The following is a 16,553-nucleotide window of genomic DNA, read 5'->3' on the forward strand; positions in this document are numbered from 1 at the left end:
GTGAGGAAATAACAGATATGAACATCTCAGCAAAAGAGTGGTTTAAATCCGGTTCACCCTGGGTGTGGCTGAACGCCGGAGCCGTCGCTATCAGCATTATTATGGTTATCGGTCTGTTGGGACTGATCGCCGTACGCGGTCTGAGCCACTTCTGGCCTGCCGACATTGTGCAGGGCACCTACACCATCGATGGTCAGTCAAAAAAGGTCATTGGTGAGATTGTAGAAACCCATGAAGTACTGACCGAACAGCTGATTGAAGCGGGTATCAAAATACCAGATGACAATGAGTTTTCCATTCGTCACCTGCTGAAAATAGGCAACCGTGATGTCAACGGCACGGACTTTACCTGGGCACTGGAGCACTATTTCGAAGACCAGACCCGTCCGGTGATGCTGTTTACCGCTGAGCGCCGGGAGTGGGGGAATCTTTATGGATACCTGCGCTCACTCAAAGAGTCCGGTAAAGAGATCAGTCATTACGATGGATATGAACAATCGCCGGAATATATGGCGATGTGGGACGAGTTGGACAAGCGTGTCGAGCGGGCTCTGCGGATTCATGAGGATATCCTTAAAATTGAGAAGCATGAGATCGGTTCGATCAACTACGAGCTTGAGCGTCTGCGCCTGAAGGAGCGGGGCCTGCAACTGAAACATGTTGAAGACCCGGCCGCCTATGAAGCCATTAACCAGCGTCGTAAGCAGTTGGATGCCGATTATGAAGGCCTGCAGCAGCGCCTGCTGGACCTGTATACCGAGATCAACCGGGATTCTCTGACCGCAGAAGTCGCTGGCGGCCAGATTGTTGAAGTACAGCTGGCCAAGATTGTGCGCATTTTCCGTCCCAACGCGATGGGAATCGGGCAAAAAATGGTCCACTACGCTGAGAAGCTCTGGGAGTTTGTCAGTGATGAGCCCCGTGAAGCGAATACCGAAGGGGGTATATTCCCGGCGATCTTCGGTACCGTTATGATGGTTCTGCTGATGTCGCTGCTGGTAACACCATTTGGCGTAATCGCTGCGGTCTATCTGCGGGAATACGCCAAACAGGGGTTTATCACCCGCCTGATCCGCATCGCGGTGAACAATCTGGCGGGGGTCCCATCGATCGTTTATGGTGTATTCGGTCTGGGCTTCTTTGTCTACTTCCTGGGGGGTAACATCGATGACCTGTTCTTCCAGGCGGCAAAACCAGCACCAACATTTGGTACCCCGGGCCTGATGTGGGCTTCCCTGACCCTCGCCCTGCTGACAGTTCCGGTGGTGATTGTTGCCACTGAGGAGGGTCTGAGCCGGATTCCCCGGGCGGTTCGTGAAGGCAGCCTGGCACTGGGAGCCACCAAGTTTGAAACCCTGATGAAGGTGGTTCTGCCAATGGCAAGCCCGGCAATGATGACCGGTGTTATACTGGCAATAGCCCGTGCCGCCGGTGAGGTTGCACCACTGATGCTGGTGGGTGTGGTAAAACTGGCCCCCAGCCTGCCTCTGGATGGGAACTATCCGTTCATCCATCTGGATCAGAAGTTTATGCACCTGGGCTTCCACATCTACGATGTGGGCTTCCAGAGCCCGAACGTTGAAGCAGCACGGCCGCTGGTCTATGCCACCGCCCTGCTACTGGTTCTGGTTATCGCACTGCTGAATATGTCTGCTATTGCGATCCGCAACCACTTACGTGAAAAATACAAAGCGCTTGAGATGTAAGCGGAACTTTAGATAGGTTTAATGATGACTATGGAAGCTAAAACCCATTCAATCGATATTTCCGCGCTGCAGCGCCAGAATCAAAGCCTGCGCCTGGAAGATGAAACCATTGCTCTGACAGTACGCGATCTCGAGCTGTACTATGGCGAGAAGCGTGCTCTGCATGGCATTAACATGGATATTCCGCAAAACCGGGTAACGGCGTTTATCGGTCCATCAGGTTGCGGTAAATCAACACTGTTACGCTGCTTCAACCGGATGAACGATCTGGTGGACAGCTGCCGTATTGAGGGACAGATGAGTCTCTACGGCAACAATATTTATGAGCGCGGTGTCGATGTAGCCGACCTGCGCCGACGGGTCGGCATGGTGTTTCAAAAACCCAATCCATTCCCAAAAAGTATCTACGAAAACGTTGCCTACGGCCTGCGTATTCAGGGGATCAATAAAAAGCGTACTATCGACGAAACCGTTGAGTGGGCTCTGAAATCTGCTGCGCTCTGGGATGAGGTCAAAGATCGTCTGCACGAAAGTGCACTCGGTATGTCCGGCGGACAGCAGCAACGTCTGGTTATCGCCCGGACCATCGCCGTCAAACCTGAAGTGTTACTGCTGGATGAGCCAGCATCAGCACTTGATCCGATCTCAACCCTGAAGATCGAAGAGCTGATCAATGAACTGAAAAAAGATTTCACCATCGTAATCGTAACCCACAATATGCAGCAGGCTGCCCGGGTATCTGATTACACTGCATTTATGTATATGGGTGATCTGATCGAGTTTGGTGTAACAGACCACCTGTTCACCAACCCCGCGAAAAAACAAACAGAAGATTATATTACCGGTCGTTACGGTTAATTAGGGGAGAACGATAGTGAGTTACGAACAGGACCGTCATAGCAATCACATCTCCCAGAGCTTCAATGAAGAGCTGGAGCAGATCCGTACCGAATTGCTAACCATGGGAGGCCTCGTTGAGCGCCAGCTGAGTGATGCCGTTGAGGCGCTGGTGGCCGGAGATACCGAGAAGGCAGAACAGGCGCGCAAGAGCGACCAGGCGATCAATGATATGGAGATGATGATCGATGAGCAGTGCACACTGATCATCGCCCGTCGTCAGCCCGCCGCAGCTGACCTGCGCCTGATAATCTCTGTCAGTAAAGCGACCAGCGATCTTGAGCGAATCGGCGATGAGACCAGCCGGATCTGCCGCTACGCAATAGAACTGGCCAATGATGGCAAAAACGTCCGGGGTTATCAGGAGGTTCGTCACATTGGTAATCTGGTGCGCGATATGCTGCAAAACTGTCTGACAGCGTTTGCCCGTAGCGATGCAGAGATGGCCTATAAGGTGGCCAAACAGGACAAAGAGGTCGATTCAGAATACCGCACCGCAATGCGTTCCCTGATGACCTATATGATGGAAGATCCGCGCTATATCACCAGCATTATGAATGTTATGTGGATTCTGCGCGGTCTGGAGCGGATCGGTGATCATGCCCGCAATATGGCAGAACACCTGATCTATCTGGTCAGTGGTACCGACGTTCGCCATAGCAGTCTGAAAGATATTAAACGCACCGTACGCGAAGTTGAGCAGAAAAAATAATCTGCTGACTACGACGGACAGATACTAAAAAGGCAGCGAAAAGCTGCCTTTTTAATACACCTCAGATACCGGTTTCAGAAATGCGCAGGGCGATCTTCCCGCCACTGATCGGCTGGGCAGTCAGCTCCAGATCGTGGGCCTGATATCTCCCGGCATTCTTCAATTCAAACATCACCTCTTCGGGGAGGTTACCGCCACTCCATCCGGGCGCAATCCGCTTCATCGAGAGCAGAAATACCGCATCAAGATCCCACAGGTCACCCTTCATATCGCACACCGCTTCACCCGCTTTACGCGGTTTTTTACTCCGAGTCCCCAGCCCTCCCTGGGGTTGCCTCTTTGAATCTACTGACACGCTTCCACCCTGTATCTATTACATTTAATTCTGCGTACCACTCAGCCCGCCAGCAAAAAGACAGCACGAACTGTTCCAGTTCGAGCGCTACAGATCAATCTTATCGCAATTAAAACAGCGGTTGTACTACGTATTTGATGATTTACAAGAAAACTGACGAAGATCGTTCAGATTCAGACGGTTACTGCCGATAGCTAATTGACTCAAATGGAAGTCAGAAAAATTATAACGGGAAGCCCTGATGGCTGAATATATCGTTCATGGTGATATCAATTGCCCTTTCAGCTATGCATTACACGAAATGCTATGCTCTCAGAACCTGATGCACAGGGTGGACTGGCGCATGGTGGAACATGACGCTATCGCCAGTTCATATCAGGACAGCGCAGAAAATATGGCCGAACTGGCCAATGATATATTCACTATTCGGCACCGGGCGCCGGATATCACCATCTCCCTGCCCCAAACACTGGGGAACAGTCTGTTCCCTTCCCTCTGCATTACCGCTGTGCAACTAAAGCACCCCGACCGGGCCACCACCTTTCTGCGCAGCCTGTACCGGGCACTCTGGATCAAAGGCAAAGATATATCATCGCCTGCCGTTATTTATGATTGTCTTGAAGAGGCAGGCCTGCCCATCGAGCTGGATATCGATGGCCTCTGTGAAGAGACGTTGCTATATCAGCAAAACGAGTGGGAAGCCCACAACCCCGGCTTGCAAACCCCCACGATACAGGCCCAGGACGGGCGCCGCCTGGCGGGCTTGCTGGATCAGAAATCGGTACTCGACTTTCTCCGGGGGGCGGAGATAAATCAGGAGCTTAGCAGCCGCTCCCGGCAACAGAATCAGATGACGATAGCCATTTACGGCGATGAAAAAATTACAGAGCTGTGGGGCGTGCTTGCAACACTGCGGGATGACAGCAACCTTCTGCTGCCACAGTCGATGCAGGCACTCCACGACATGCTGTTATCACAGGAGCGCTGCCCCGACCTGATATTACTGAATAATACCGGACAACAGCGGGACCTTAATGATCTTTGCCGCGCCATATCCCACCAGGTCCGAGAGCAGAGGGTCCCCATCGCCGTGATCGGTCCTCCCATCAGTGACGCCGAGGAGGTCGAACTCTACGAGCTGGGCATCGCCGATTATCTCATACAGACGCGGGCCCCTGATATTATCCGGGCACGCATTAACCTGCTGCTACAACTTAAAAGTGCCCACGATATGCTCTCCCGGGCCGCCAGTATCGACGCACTTACGCAGGTGTACAATCGGCGGGAGTTTGAACGATACTTTGAAACCGAATGGCGCAGAGGCCAGCGATCCCGGCAACCCATATCGGTCATTCTGCTTGATATCGATCACTTTAAAGCATTTAACGACAACTATGGCCATCTCCAGGGTGATCACTGTTTACAGCAGATAGCCAGTACTATCCAGGCGTCGGCCCGCCGGGCACAGGATCTGGTGTGCCGTTATGGGGGCGAGGAGTTCGTGATCCTGCTGCCAGAAACCAATCAGGAGGGCGCGAGCGTACTGGCAGAGCAGATACGCCAGAACATTGTCGCGTTAAATATCCCCCACGCGGCTGCTTTTGCTCATCAGCCGGTCTCCGCCAGCCTGGGGATAGCCACCGCACTGCCAGCAAACCGGGACCTGTCTCCCAGGCAGTTGCTCCAGGACGCCGATAGCGCCCTCTATAAAGCCAAGCATAACGGCCGCAACCGGGTCGAACGATTGACCTCTTAAGCGCCCCATTACGGCGTTTAAATCCTGCTTAGCAGTAATCCGCAAAGGGAGGAAAGCGCCTGATCAGCCCCTCCCGTCCCAATTCTCGTAATAACTTAATATTTCGCTCCGGTATCTGCTCCGGGTTGGCATAGTGGGTCAACGCACGCCCCATCTCCGCTTCCCTGATGATGTGAAAGGCGGGCCAGGGGGAGCGGTTGCTCCAATGGCTCAGGTCGTCTTCAGGAACCCCTTCAAAGCGATATGCCGGGTGGAAGCTGGCCAGTTGCAGCACTCCCTCCAGTCCGGCCTGCTCCAGCAACTCTTCAAACAGGCGCAGGTGATCCAGATAGTCGTAAAAGTCCTGCAGCCCGTCGGGCACAATAAACAGCGTTGTCGACACCGTCTTCTCGTCAGCTGCCAGAAGCAACTCAATCTCAGCCAGAAACGCCGCCACCAGTGACTCCCCCTCCTGAGCGGTGGTCACCGCATAACGCAGGGTGTTATCTCTCACCACCGGTGCAGCAAACGGACACAGGTTTAACCCAACAACCATCGTTTCTACCCACTCCCGGGTGATCTTTTCTACCTCAGCGGGCGAATAGCCCCGCAGTGCTTCAGTCATAACCTTTACCCTATTCTGAACGGTGCGAAACCGATACTTTTCACCTCAGCTAGGGTACTATACGGCCAGTTTTTTTGCCGAGAATTTATTGTGCCTGTCGCTCTGAGTCAGAACCGTTTTAATACCCGCTGGTATACCCTGAAACGCCCTGCAACTACTGATGCGCCACTGATCTGGCGCAGATGGCTGCTCGACCGGGGATCGTTAACGCAACATCTTGTACAGGCCAGTCAGGGTCAGTTCAGAGTCGAGGTTGTGCGCCAACTGTGGGGCCGCCCAAGCCGTTCAGAAGCCCGGGCTCTGAATATTGATCCGCGGCAAAGAGTGCTGATACGGGAGGTCCGGTTACTCGGCCATAACCAGCCCTGGGTCTTCGCCCGCACCATCATTCCCGCTTCAACGCTGACCGGCAAGCAACGAAAACTGAAAGGACTGGGGTGCCGATCACTGGGTAGTGTTCTGTTCCGCGACCCAACCATGAAACGGGGCCCCTTGCAGATCAGTCGTCTGACACTGAACTGCGGCGATACAGCCTGGGCCCGACGCTCACTGTTCTACCTGGCGAATAAACCACTCCTGGTAACCGAGGTTTTCCTGCCAGCCCTGCAACAGGTACACTACGGCAATAAATAAATTCGGATTGATCACTATGCAATTGGGTACACAGATAATCAGCCCGGCCTGGCAGCAAAAACTTAAAGCCTGTGGCGAGCTGATGCGGGTCAGTAAACCGATCGGCACCTACCTGCTGCTCTGGCCAGCGCTATGGTCGCTGTGGATTGCCGCAGCAGGGATTCCGTCGGCCAGTTTACTCATTATCTTTGTGTTGGGAACCTTCCTGATGCGCTCAGCCGGGTGCGTTATTAACGATTTTGCGGATCGTAAGATCGATGGTCATGTCAAACGGACCGCTCAACGCCCCCTGCCATCCGGGAGAATATCCTCTCAGGAAACGCTGATACTGTTTGCCGCACTGTTGGCAGCCTCATTTGTACTGGTACTGTTTACCAATCAACTGACGGTCTGGCTGTCCATCGTTGCGGTGGCACTGGCATCCTCCTATCCCTTTATGAAGCGCTATACCCATCTGCCTCAGGTAGTCCTCGGCATGGCATTTTCCTGGGCGATACCGATGGCGTTCAGTGCGACGCTGAATGAGGTGCCAAAAATCGCCTGGCTGATCTATATCGCCGCCATTCTCTGGATCATTACCTATGACACCATGTATGCGATGGTCGACCGGGACGATGATATCCGTATCGGCGTGAAATCCACCGCCGTGCTGTTTGGCGACATGGATAAAGCGATTATCGGATTGCTGCAACTGCTGACACTGGCAATTTTTATCATGCTGGGTATCAACCTGAACCTGTCGTTCTGGTTCTATCTGGGTCTGATGGGAATGGGCGGATTTTTTGTCTACCAGCAATACCTGATCAGAGAGCGTCAGCGGGAGGCATGCTTCACTGCTTTTCTGAACAACAATTACGCGGGAATGTCGGTTTTTATCGGCTTATTTCTCCACTATCTGACAACTTGATGACAAATAGCCCGACAGAGGATACTTTGTCATATTTCTGTAACAGTTTCATAATCTAATATGACCGTCCTAATACATAGAATGAATAGATGAGGTGATTGGTCATGACGTCGGGTAAACGCGTTCTGATTGTTGACGACGAGGCTCCGATTCGCGAGATGATCGCTGTTGCACTCGAAATGGCGGGATACGATTGTATGGAAGCCGATTCCGCACAGGCGGCACATCCCATGATCGTTGATCGTAAACCGGATATGGTTCTGCTTGACTGGATGATGCCAGGGATCAGCGGTATCGAATTTGCGCGCCGTCTGCGTAAAGATGAAATGACCTCTGACATCCCGATTATTATGCTGACGGCCAAAACCGATGAGGATAACAAGATTCAGGGACTTGAAACCGGTATTGATGACTACATTACCAAGCCGTTCTCCCCCCGGGAGCTGGTTGCCCGCCTGAAGACCGTGCTGCGCCGTACAACGCCAAAAGGCGTTGAAGAGCCGATCACCGTTGACAGCCTTACCCTGGACCCGGTTTCTCACCGAGTCAGTTCAGAACTGAAACCACTGGAACTGGGCCCCACCGAGTTTCGCCTGTTGCAGTTTTTTATGACCCATCAGGATCGCGCCTACACCCGTAGTCAGTTGCTGGATCTGGTCTGGGGTGGCAACGTCTACGTCGAAGAACGTACCGTTGATGTGCATATCCGTCGTCTGCGAAAAGCCCTGGGTGACCGTCACGACTACCTGATTCAGACCGTCCGCGGCACCGGTTACCGATTCTCTTCCCAGGTCGCCTGAGCCTAGCCTATGTACAACTCCAGCCATACAATAGCCGGCAACCTCCTGCTAACGGTGGTTGTAAGTTTGTTTCTGGGGTTTATTATCGGCTATCCCGGCTGGACTCTGGCACTGGCGTTGTGTCTCTGGGGAGCCTATCAGGTTAAACAGTTTAATCGCTTACAGCGCTGGCTGATGCGCGAGGACCACACCGACGTACCGGAAAGTAATGGTTACTGGGGGGAACTGTTTGATGAGATATCCCGGGATCAGAAACGCCAGATTCAGCGTGCCCAGTCACTGCGTAATGTGATCCACCGGTTTCAGCAATCCTCTGCCGCACTCAGCGATGCCATCGTCATTATCGATGCCCAGAACCATCTGGAGTGGTGGAACAGAGCCGCGGAAAAACTCCTGGGGATGAAAACCCAGACCGACCGGGGCCGCTCGGTGATGAACCTGCTGCGTGATCCGCGCTTTGTCCGCTACTACCGCAAAAGCCAGTACGATGATCCACTGCAACTGACATCCCCGGTACAGAAAGATACCGTCCTGGAATACCGCATTACCCGCTTTGGTGCCGGTGACCGGATTCTGGTGGCCCGCGATATCACCCGCCTCAAGCAACTGGAACAAACCCGGCAGGATTTCGTCGCCAACGCCTCTCACGAGCTGCGCACGCCGCTGACAGTAATTCGGGGCTACCTTGAGACCTTTCTCGATCAGGAGCTTCCCCGGCCGATGCTCCGGGGCCTGAGCCAGATGGAAAGCCAGTCCCGCCGGATGGAAAACCTGGTCTCCGACCTGCTACTGCTGTCGCGACTGGAAACCAGTGCCCATGTCTCCGATGAACTGCCAATTCCGATTCACTCAATGATCGCGCGCATCCGTGAAGACGGCCTGGTACTGGGACAGGAGAAGAATCAGATAATAGAGATGGACCTGGAGCAAGACAGTGCCCTGCTGGGGCAGGAGTCCGAGGTCTACAGCGCGATCTCAAACCTGGTGTTCAACGCAGTGCGCTACACCCCCGCCGATGGCCATATCAAACTACGCTGGTGGACCGATAAAGAGGGTGGGCATTTCGCCGTCAAAGACAACGGACCAGGGATCGACAGCATCCATCTGCCCCGCTTACAGGAGCGGTTCTACCGGGTAGATGAAAGCCGCTCGTCTGACAGCGGCGGTACCGGTCTCGGGCTGGCGATCGTCAAACACGTCATGCTGCGGCACGGCGGCAAACTCACCATCAGCAGCCAGTTGGGCAAAGGCAGCACATTTACCTGTCACTTTCCCCATGAACTGGTGATTCCCGCGGCCGAGAAAGTCAGAGCCAGGCAGTAAAAAAACGCACCATCGGTACGTTTTTCAGAAAATCCCCCACCCGGCCTGCTTAGCCCGTCAGCCTCGCTTATCGTTTAACTGCCGTTGACCGGCTAACCCTGTAAGATCGATCTCACCGCCATCAGTATACTCTTCAACCCAGAAGATCGTCGCGCCAACTACAGCCGCAGGCATGATCAGCAGATTAAGCAGAGGGATCATCATGCCGACAGAGATCAGTCCACCAAACCCCACTGAGGTCAGCCGACGCTGCTTCAGGGAGTCTTTCATATCGCGAAAACTCACCCGGTTATTATCCATCGGGTAATCACAGTACTGAATCGCCATCATCCAGCAGCCGAACAGAAACAGCAGCACCGGCGCCACCATACCCAATACCGGGATAAACGTCAGAATCATCAGGAACAGCAATCGCGGCAGGTAGTAAAACAGTTTAGAGAATTCCCGGGCCACCGTCCGGGGAATCAGCGCCAGAATCTCCTTCCAGCCGGAGTCGGTGATGGTCACCCCCCGTAAACGCTGCTCAACTTTCTCGGACAGAATGCCATTGAACGGGGCCGCAATAATGTTGGCTACAACACTGAAACTGTAATACACCGAAATCAGTACCAACGCTGCAATCAGAGGCCAGAGAAGATAACGTAAAAACTGCAGCCAGTCCCAGTCCGGCAGGATTGAACTGAGCAGATAGTCGATCCAGTAGCCCATCTGATCAAACAGCAACCAGATTGCGCCGGTAAACAGAAAAATATTGATCAACAGAGGCACCACAACAAAGTGCCGAATTCCCTTCTCTGGCAACATCGCCAGACCACGCAAAAAAAAGTTTGCGCCGCGTAACGGATTTCCTTTCATCATTTCCTCAATGGGTTAACAGATCAAAATCAGGCAAAAAAGTGGTTATAAAAACGCACAATCACAGCCAGCACCATCATCGACAGACCTATCCGGTTGATCAGAAACTCCCGTTTGGTAAAACTGATCGTTGCCTGCCAGAATATAATTATCGACTTGAAATCACTGGTGCGCAGCACATAGAGTATCAGTGACACCAGAAATACGCCAAGACCGACCATCATTAACAGCTGTTCCGCCACTGCCAGAGTCATTTTATCATCACCATTCGTTGCTATTCAGAGCGCTAAGATTAACAGAAATAGTCTGCAATAGTGGCTGGTTTAGCCTATAACTTTATGTGAATATAAAATTTTCCTGTTCCTTTTTTCCTCTTCTTTTTATTCACCGGAGTCTCCTATGCATGCAATATCAATTCATCAGTTTGGCGGTACAGAAGAGTTAATTTACAGTAAACAAGCCAAACCTCAGCTTAACCCAGGCGAGGTGCTGGTTAAGACCACCGCCACAGGCGTAAATCCGATTGACTGGAAAACCTGCTCCGGCGGAGGTGCCAGTGGCTTTATCGAAGAGTTTCCGTTTATTCCCGGCTGGGAGTTTTCAGGTGTGATTGCCGACCCGGGGGATACGGGTTACAAGGTCGATGACGCAGTATTTGGTATGATCAGATTCCCTCAGCCTGCCGGCTGCTATGCCGAATATATCGCCGCACCGGCCGCGCAGATCGCCCGCTTGCCGGATGCTGTTGATCTGATCATGGCCGGCGGTCTGGCCACGGCCAGTCTGACCGCCTGGCAGGCACTATTCAATAAAGGAGAACTGCAAACCGGCCAGCAGGTGCTGGTACTGGGTGCCGCGGGCGGCGTGGGTCACCTTGCGGTGCAGCTGGCTAAATGGGCCGGAGCCCATGTCACTGGAACAGCCTCGATGCACAATCATGAGTTTCTTGCGGAACTGGGGTGTGAACGTGCCATCGATTACCATACCCAGAGTCTCAATGAGTATACCAACAGCATGGATCTGATTATCGACTGCGTGGGGGGAGATACCGGCATCGGAGCCCTGCCCTGTCTCAAACCCAACGGCGTCTTAGTCACCCTGCCCTCGGTAACCAAAGAGCAGGTAATCGCCGCTGGAGCGGCTCAGAAGCGGCGTGTTGAGCCCATTTTCTGCGAACCATCAGCAGAGCAGCTAAGCCGCATCGCGCAGTTGGTGGCCGACGAGGACCTGAAGTTGCACATCGGCGAGACATTCCCGCTGGAAAAGGCCGCTGAAGCGTTCGAACTGAGCAAGAGCGGCCATGTCTGCGGCAAACTGATTCTGACCGTCAATGGTCAGGCTTAAACGGCCTTCAGGAGTTTGCTGCGTTCGTTTGAGAGAGATAGTCCGCCTGCAGTTGTTTTAACTGCATCACGACCTTCACCACAGAACGGTCAACCAGCGCGGGCAACATAGCGCCGGGGCGGGCTTTAGATACCTGAATGGTCCGCTCCAGCGCATTACTCAGTTGCTCTAACTGTTGATTAATCTGAGGGGTATTCTGTGACAGTTCCTGCAACGCCACCATATTGCTGCGCAGCTCGCCGGAGATTGCGTCATAAGAGGTATCAGCCTCTGCCGCGACGCCCCAGGCGGTCATCGCGTAAAGCACCACTAACTGCTGACAAAGCAGCTCTTGCTGGCCCAGCAACGACAGCGGCCGGGCGCTGTCATCCGGGTTCGCCAATACAACTTTTTCCAGAGTGGCATCCGCCTGACTAAGCAGTGCTTCGTTCCCGGAATACAGCTCTTTAAAATGCATCTTATCGGCTTTGCGCTGATACAGCTTTTGCGTCGACTGCCAGCTCTGCCCCAGCCGTGCCAGCTGTTGCTGCACCGCCCTATCAGAAACAAAATCGGTCAGTTGCTGTTGTTGCGCAGAAAACGTCTGAGTTGCCTGTGTCAGTTGCTCATCGGCGTTACGGGCACGAACCCCCAGTGCAGAAAACAGATAACTTTTCAGCATCACCTGTGTCAGCGTCCGCTGCTGTGCCGCCATAGCGATCGCCTCAGCCTGAGTGTTGATTTCTGCAGCCCGGGCTAAACCCGCCAGACAGACGGTCATTAGTAGGGTCGAGATTGATGCTTTGATGATTGTTTTAGTCTTCATATCAATACTGTCTTCAGGCTGTTTGAGTGGTAGTTTGTAACAGAGTCTGCACATGATCCAATAGTGCATTTTCGGTCCAGGGTTTTGTCAGAAAGACACTGACACCCGAGCTCTGAGCTTCATCACGATGCCGCTGGGTGTTTCTCGAGGTGATCATCAGTACCGGAATATCGCTCATCCCTTCCCGGCCACGAATCGTACTGGTCAGCTCCATGCCGCCCATCCGTGGCATCTCCAGATCGGTCAGTACCAGATCCGGACGTTTTTTACGCATCTGATTCATCGCATCCAGGCCATCGATAGCGGTACTGACATCATAGCCGGTGTCCCGTAGCAGAGTGGACAGCGAAGCCCGCGCACTGAGAGAGTCATCCACCACCAGCAGCTTCGGCAGGCCCAGGTCGCTCTGCACCGCTACCGGATTAAACAGGTTGTGCTGACTCGCCAGCTTATAACGGATTCGGGCGGGCAGATCGATGACAGCGGCGGTATCACCATTGGCGAGAATCGTCAGTCCGGGAATACCCGGCAGGTCAGGCAGATAATCCCCCATCTGCTTGAATGCCAGTTCCCGGTGTGCGAGCAGCTCACGCACCATGACCGCAACCTTCTCACCCTGCCCCAGATTAACCAGCAATACCGGGTGAACCTCTCCCGCGGTGTAGGGGGTGCCGTATTCACCCAACAGTGCTTCCAGGCCGTAAGCGGGAAACTGTTCGCCGTTGTGCTCAAATATCATCCCTTCAGCCGTATCATTCAGCGTTCCATCCAGCGATATCATGGTCTGCTCCAGACCATGGCTGGCCAGGGCATAGATCTGTCCACCGGCGCGCACCAACAGGGTTTTAATCATCAGCGAACTGGAGGGCATCGATAATGCGAAAGTGGTTCCTTCTCCCTCATCTGAGTGGATATCCAGAACGCCCTGTAATCGCATGATCTGCTGATGCACAACGTCCATGCCGATCCCCCGGCCGGATAACTGACTGATCTCATCCCGGGTCGAGAATCCCGGGATCAGGATCAACCGCTCAGCGTCACGTTTGCTTAACTGCACCTCAGTACCGATCAGCCCCCGCTGAATAGCCACTTCACGAATCCGCTCGGCATCAAGACCCCGGCCGTCATCGCTACACTCCACCCGGACCTGATCCTGATCCAGCCAGAAGCGCAGCACAATGCGCCCCTGCTCTGCTTTACCCTGATGCTGCCGCTGTTGCGGGCTTTCCAGACCATGATCAACCGCGTTACGGATAATATGCATCAGCGGGTCGGTGAGCTGACTGAGAATATGACTGTCGATCCGGACCGCCTCTCCCTCGATAATCAGCTCCGCTTGTTTTCCGGTACTGCGACACGCCTGACGGACCACCCGGTGGAGTCTGGCAGCGATCGATTTAACCTCCACCAACCGGGTACTGAGCACCTGCTCCAGCGTCTCTTTCTGCACCCCGGACTGGACAATATGCAGCTCTCCGGTACGACGGATATGGCGGTCCATCAGTTGCTCTACCTCCTGGATATCTGCAGCCGCCTCCTGTAGCCGGGACATACTGGTATGCATCTCGTTATAACGATCCATCTCCAGCGGATCAAAGCTGTCGTCGGTATCGGTTGCCGGCTGCATGGTAAACTGCTCGTGCAGTTGCTGCTCAAGCTCAAACATAATCCGCTGCAAAATCCGCTGACGATCGCGGCTGAGACGGACATAACTGCGCAACTGCGTAATCTGTTCATTTAACTGGGTATTCAGCGTGGTGCCTTCACCGGCAAGACGCATCAGCTCATCCAGTGTTGCCTGAGGAACACGGAAAACGGTCTGTTCCCGGGAACTCTCAGCAGCATCCTGGGGAGGCTCCTCCTCTGTCAGAGACAGCGCTGTTTCAGTATCCGGACCCTGCGCGGTTAACGGCTGTGTCTGTATTGGCACAACCTCGCTGTCGCTCAGTTCCAGCCCTTCACTGCGTAAGCGATAATGCCAGTCCATTAACAGCTGCAACATGGCCCGGACGTTCTCAGGCGCGGCCGACTGATTTATCACTGACTCACACATCATCGCCAGTGTATCGGTTATCGCCGTCAGGTCATTGCAAAGCTGTGTACCCGGCTGTTGTCCCGCTTCGGTATAGAGTTCAAAGATATCTTCCAGCCGGTGAGTCAGGTTGGCTATACCACTGATACCCGCCATATTGGCCAGACCTTTAAGCGTATGTGCTGCACGTTGAGCCTCTCGTAACGCATCGGGGTTCTGCCGTTCGGTTATAGACTGAAGCTGTTCTGACAACTGCTCAGACAAAACCGGCAACTCACTGAACAACATATCCAACAGCTGGGGATCAATATCTGCGGCGATATCCAGCTGGATATCGCTGTCGTCAGCCCATTCCTGCTCAATACTGTGCGCAGTTTGCAGTCTTGCCAGTGACAATAAGCCGCCAATATAGCTGATCTGCTCTTCAGTCGGACTGGCGGGAAGCTCCAGCGCTTCAAGCTGATCCAGCAACACCTGCTGCCGGGAAAGATCGTTAATGTCGTCCAGATAACTGACCAGATCACTGAGCAGGGCACTGATCTGCAAGAGCATTTGCCCCTGCAGCTGCGCCGGATAACGCTGTAACCAGTCGATATTGATCTGTAACCCCAGCACAATGTCCGCCGCACCGCTCAGATGAACCGTATGCATCGCCCGAATCACCGGGTCTAATAGCTTTTGCGATTTTTCCAGCAGCGCTTCAGCCGTATCAGTGTTGCCGCCGTTCTGCTGCCACAGCGATTCAAGCTGTTGCAGCGAACCGGTAAGCATCTCCAGCACCGCCGGATCCAGCTGTGGTCCCGGTTGTTGCAACTGCTCCAGAGCCACCTGACAGAATTGCGGCGGATGTTCTGCGGGAGGTTGCTCTGCTGGGGATTGCTCTGCGGGGAAAGGTACAGCTGCGGGCTCAGGCAGTGCCCCGACCTCAACAGTCACTACCGGAGGCTCCGGATCAGTGGACAGAGCTGCATCGGAAACAGTCTGAGCGGGCGGATTCAGCTGTTGCAGATCAGATATCAGCAGCGGCTGTAGAAACGCCCGGTCATCCTCCGGCAAGGGTTCCTGCCAGCAGGGAGCGCTCATCAGTGACAACAACGTCGCCACAGCGTCCGGTTGCAGCGTGGTCAGCAGTTGGGTTGCCTGTTGTTGCAGTTCAGCGCGCTGTGGATTGTCGCACTCCGATTGCCACTGTTCAGCCAGCAGGGCAAACAGATCGGCAAAACCGGTATACGCCTCATCACCCGCCTCCTCTGCCAACTGGTGAAGCTGAACTATGCCGCTATCAGTATCCAGTTCAGCAAGCTGACTGAGCTGTATTACCCAACGGCCAGGAATTGAATTGCTGGTAGCTTCTTCAACCTCTGCTACGGTTTCTGGCACCCTCTCCAACGCTGTTGCAGACACCGCTTCAGAAAGCTGAGCGGTCAGCTTATCGCAGTCCTGTGCCAGCAGCTCTGCCAGGAACTCACAATCCTCTTCCGGCAACGGCTCCGGCCAGTGGCTGTCACTCAGACTGGCAAGAAGATACTGCCAGACACCATTGTCCGGCCGATGGATAAGATCATCCAGCGCTTTGTGGAAATCCAGTAACAGCACCCGCTGTTCGGAAGGTTCTTCAATCTGATCAAGCTGTTCGAGCTGCTCGGCAAATAATGCCAGGCCATCGGCAATGCCCAGTAACCCGGCCTCGCTGAAGGGATCGACCAGCTGTTGCAATGCCTCAGTCAGGTCTGAAGCATTGGGCTGGTCATCCATCTGCCGCTGTAATTGGGCCAGAAACTGCTCTGCTGCGGTGATACTTTCAAGGATCATGCTATCTGCCTG

General features: G+C 53.8%; 15 protein-coding genes. 9 read left to right on the forward strand and 6 right to left on the reverse strand.

Annotated elements, in window-relative coordinates; genetic code table 11:
* Positions 1 to 17 precede the first annotated feature (17 nt).
* The 3 genes from pstA to phoU are packed head-to-tail and all read left to right on the forward strand — an operon-like array spanning position 18 to position 3,315.
* Positions 18 to 1,706, forward strand: coding sequence for a phosphate ABC transporter permease PstA (gene pstA, locus OCU43_RS21855; RefSeq protein WP_091354028.1), 1,689 nt, complete (start codon positions 18 to 20; stop codon positions 1,704 to 1,706).
* A 24-nt stretch (positions 1,707 to 1,730) separates the two neighbouring features.
* Entirely contained in the window at positions 1,731 to 2,564 is an 834-nt protein-coding gene (gene pstB, locus OCU43_RS21860; protein WP_091355214.1) for a phosphate ABC transporter ATP-binding protein PstB, read from the forward strand.
* Positions 2,565 to 2,580: 16 nt separating this feature from the next.
* Positions 2,581 to 3,315 carry a phosphate signaling complex protein PhoU gene (gene phoU, locus OCU43_RS21865; RefSeq protein ID WP_091354031.1) on the forward strand — a complete coding sequence of 245 codons (735 nt, stop codon included), beginning with the start codon at positions 2,581 to 2,583 and terminating at the stop codon, positions 3,313 to 3,315.
* Between the two features lie 61 nt (positions 3,316 to 3,376).
* Here the strand turns inward: phoU and OCU43_RS21870 are convergent, their stop codons facing one another.
* On the reverse strand, positions 3,377 to 3,670 hold the full coding sequence (locus tag OCU43_RS21870) for a hypothetical protein (RefSeq protein WP_091354033.1): 294 nt from the start codon (positions 3,668 to 3,670) through the stop codon (positions 3,377 to 3,379).
* Positions 3,671 to 3,911: 241 nt separating this feature from the next.
* Between OCU43_RS21870 and OCU43_RS21875 the strand changes: the two genes are divergently transcribed.
* Positions 3,912 to 5,426: a diguanylate cyclase gene (locus OCU43_RS21875; RefSeq protein ID WP_091354036.1), complete on the forward strand. Its 1,515-nt coding sequence runs from the start codon at positions 3,912 to 3,914 to the stop codon at positions 5,424 to 5,426.
* A gap of 28 nt (positions 5,427 to 5,454) precedes the next feature.
* Here OCU43_RS21875 and OCU43_RS21880 read toward each other — a convergent pair whose 3' ends face one another.
* Positions 5,455 to 6,030, reverse strand: coding sequence for a DUF1415 domain-containing protein (locus tag OCU43_RS21880; RefSeq protein ID WP_091354040.1), 576 nt, complete (start codon positions 6,028 to 6,030; stop codon positions 5,455 to 5,457).
* Between the two features lie 90 nt (positions 6,031 to 6,120).
* On the opposite strand from OCU43_RS21880, the gene OCU43_RS21885 reads away from it, so the two are divergent.
* The 4 genes from OCU43_RS21885 (at position 6,121) to phoR (ending at position 9,693) form a co-directional block, all read left to right on the forward strand.
* Positions 6,121 to 6,663 carry a chorismate--pyruvate lyase family protein gene (locus tag OCU43_RS21885; protein WP_245756490.1) on the forward strand — a complete coding sequence of 181 codons (543 nt, stop codon included), beginning with the start codon at positions 6,121 to 6,123 and terminating at the stop codon, positions 6,661 to 6,663.
* A gap of 16 nt (positions 6,664 to 6,679) precedes the next feature.
* A complete protein-coding gene (ubiA, locus tag OCU43_RS21890; RefSeq protein WP_091354048.1) occupies positions 6,680 to 7,570 on the forward strand; it encodes a 4-hydroxybenzoate octaprenyltransferase in 891 nt (296 codons plus the stop codon).
* A 104-nt stretch (positions 7,571 to 7,674) separates the two neighbouring features.
* On the forward strand, positions 7,675 to 8,370 hold the full coding sequence (gene phoB / locus OCU43_RS21895; RefSeq protein ID WP_091354052.1) for a phosphate regulon transcriptional regulator PhoB: 696 nt from the start codon (positions 7,675 to 7,677) through the stop codon (positions 8,368 to 8,370).
* Between the two features lie 9 nt (positions 8,371 to 8,379).
* A complete protein-coding gene (phoR, locus tag OCU43_RS21900) occupies positions 8,380 to 9,693 on the forward strand; it encodes a phosphate regulon sensor histidine kinase PhoR (protein ID WP_091354056.1) in 1,314 nt (437 codons plus the stop codon).
* Between the two features lie 57 nt (positions 9,694 to 9,750).
* On the opposite strand, the gene cysZ is transcribed toward phoR, so the two are convergent.
* Together cysZ and OCU43_RS21910 are read right to left on the reverse strand one after the other, a co-directional pair.
* Complete coding sequence (cysZ, locus tag OCU43_RS21905; RefSeq protein ID WP_338024085.1) at positions 9,751 to 10,551, reverse strand: sulfate transporter CysZ; 801 nt, start codon at positions 10,549 to 10,551, stop codon at positions 9,751 to 9,753.
* A gap of 26 nt (positions 10,552 to 10,577) precedes the next feature.
* Positions 10,578 to 10,802 (reverse strand): hypothetical protein, encoded by a 225-nt coding sequence (locus OCU43_RS21910; protein WP_091354063.1) that lies wholly within the window; start codon positions 10,800 to 10,802, stop codon positions 10,578 to 10,580.
* 145 nt (positions 10,803 to 10,947) lie between these two features.
* On the opposite strand from OCU43_RS21910, the gene OCU43_RS21915 reads away from it, so the two are divergent.
* On the forward strand, positions 10,948 to 11,892 hold the full coding sequence (locus tag OCU43_RS21915; RefSeq protein WP_091354067.1) for an NADP-dependent oxidoreductase: 945 nt from the start codon (positions 10,948 to 10,950) through the stop codon (positions 11,890 to 11,892).
* A gap of 7 nt (positions 11,893 to 11,899) precedes the next feature.
* On the opposite strand, the gene OCU43_RS21920 is transcribed toward OCU43_RS21915, so the two are convergent.
* Together OCU43_RS21920 and OCU43_RS21925 are read right to left on the reverse strand one after the other, a co-directional pair.
* Positions 11,900 to 12,697: a hypothetical protein gene (locus OCU43_RS21920; protein WP_091354070.1), complete on the reverse strand. Its 798-nt coding sequence runs from the start codon at positions 12,695 to 12,697 to the stop codon at positions 11,900 to 11,902.
* A gap of 13 nt (positions 12,698 to 12,710) precedes the next feature.
* The gene (locus OCU43_RS21925; RefSeq protein WP_245756491.1) at positions 12,711 to 16,541 is read right to left on the reverse strand and encodes a response regulator; all 3,831 of its coding nucleotides are present in this window, start codon (positions 16,539 to 16,541) and stop codon (positions 12,711 to 12,713) included.
* Between the last annotated feature and the right edge of the window lie 12 nt (positions 16,542 to 16,553).

Origin of the sequence: Amphritea atlantica (assembly GCF_024347255.1) — a bacterium.
Taxonomy (GTDB): domain Bacteria; phylum Pseudomonadota; class Gammaproteobacteria; order Pseudomonadales; family Balneatricaceae; genus Amphritea; species Amphritea atlantica.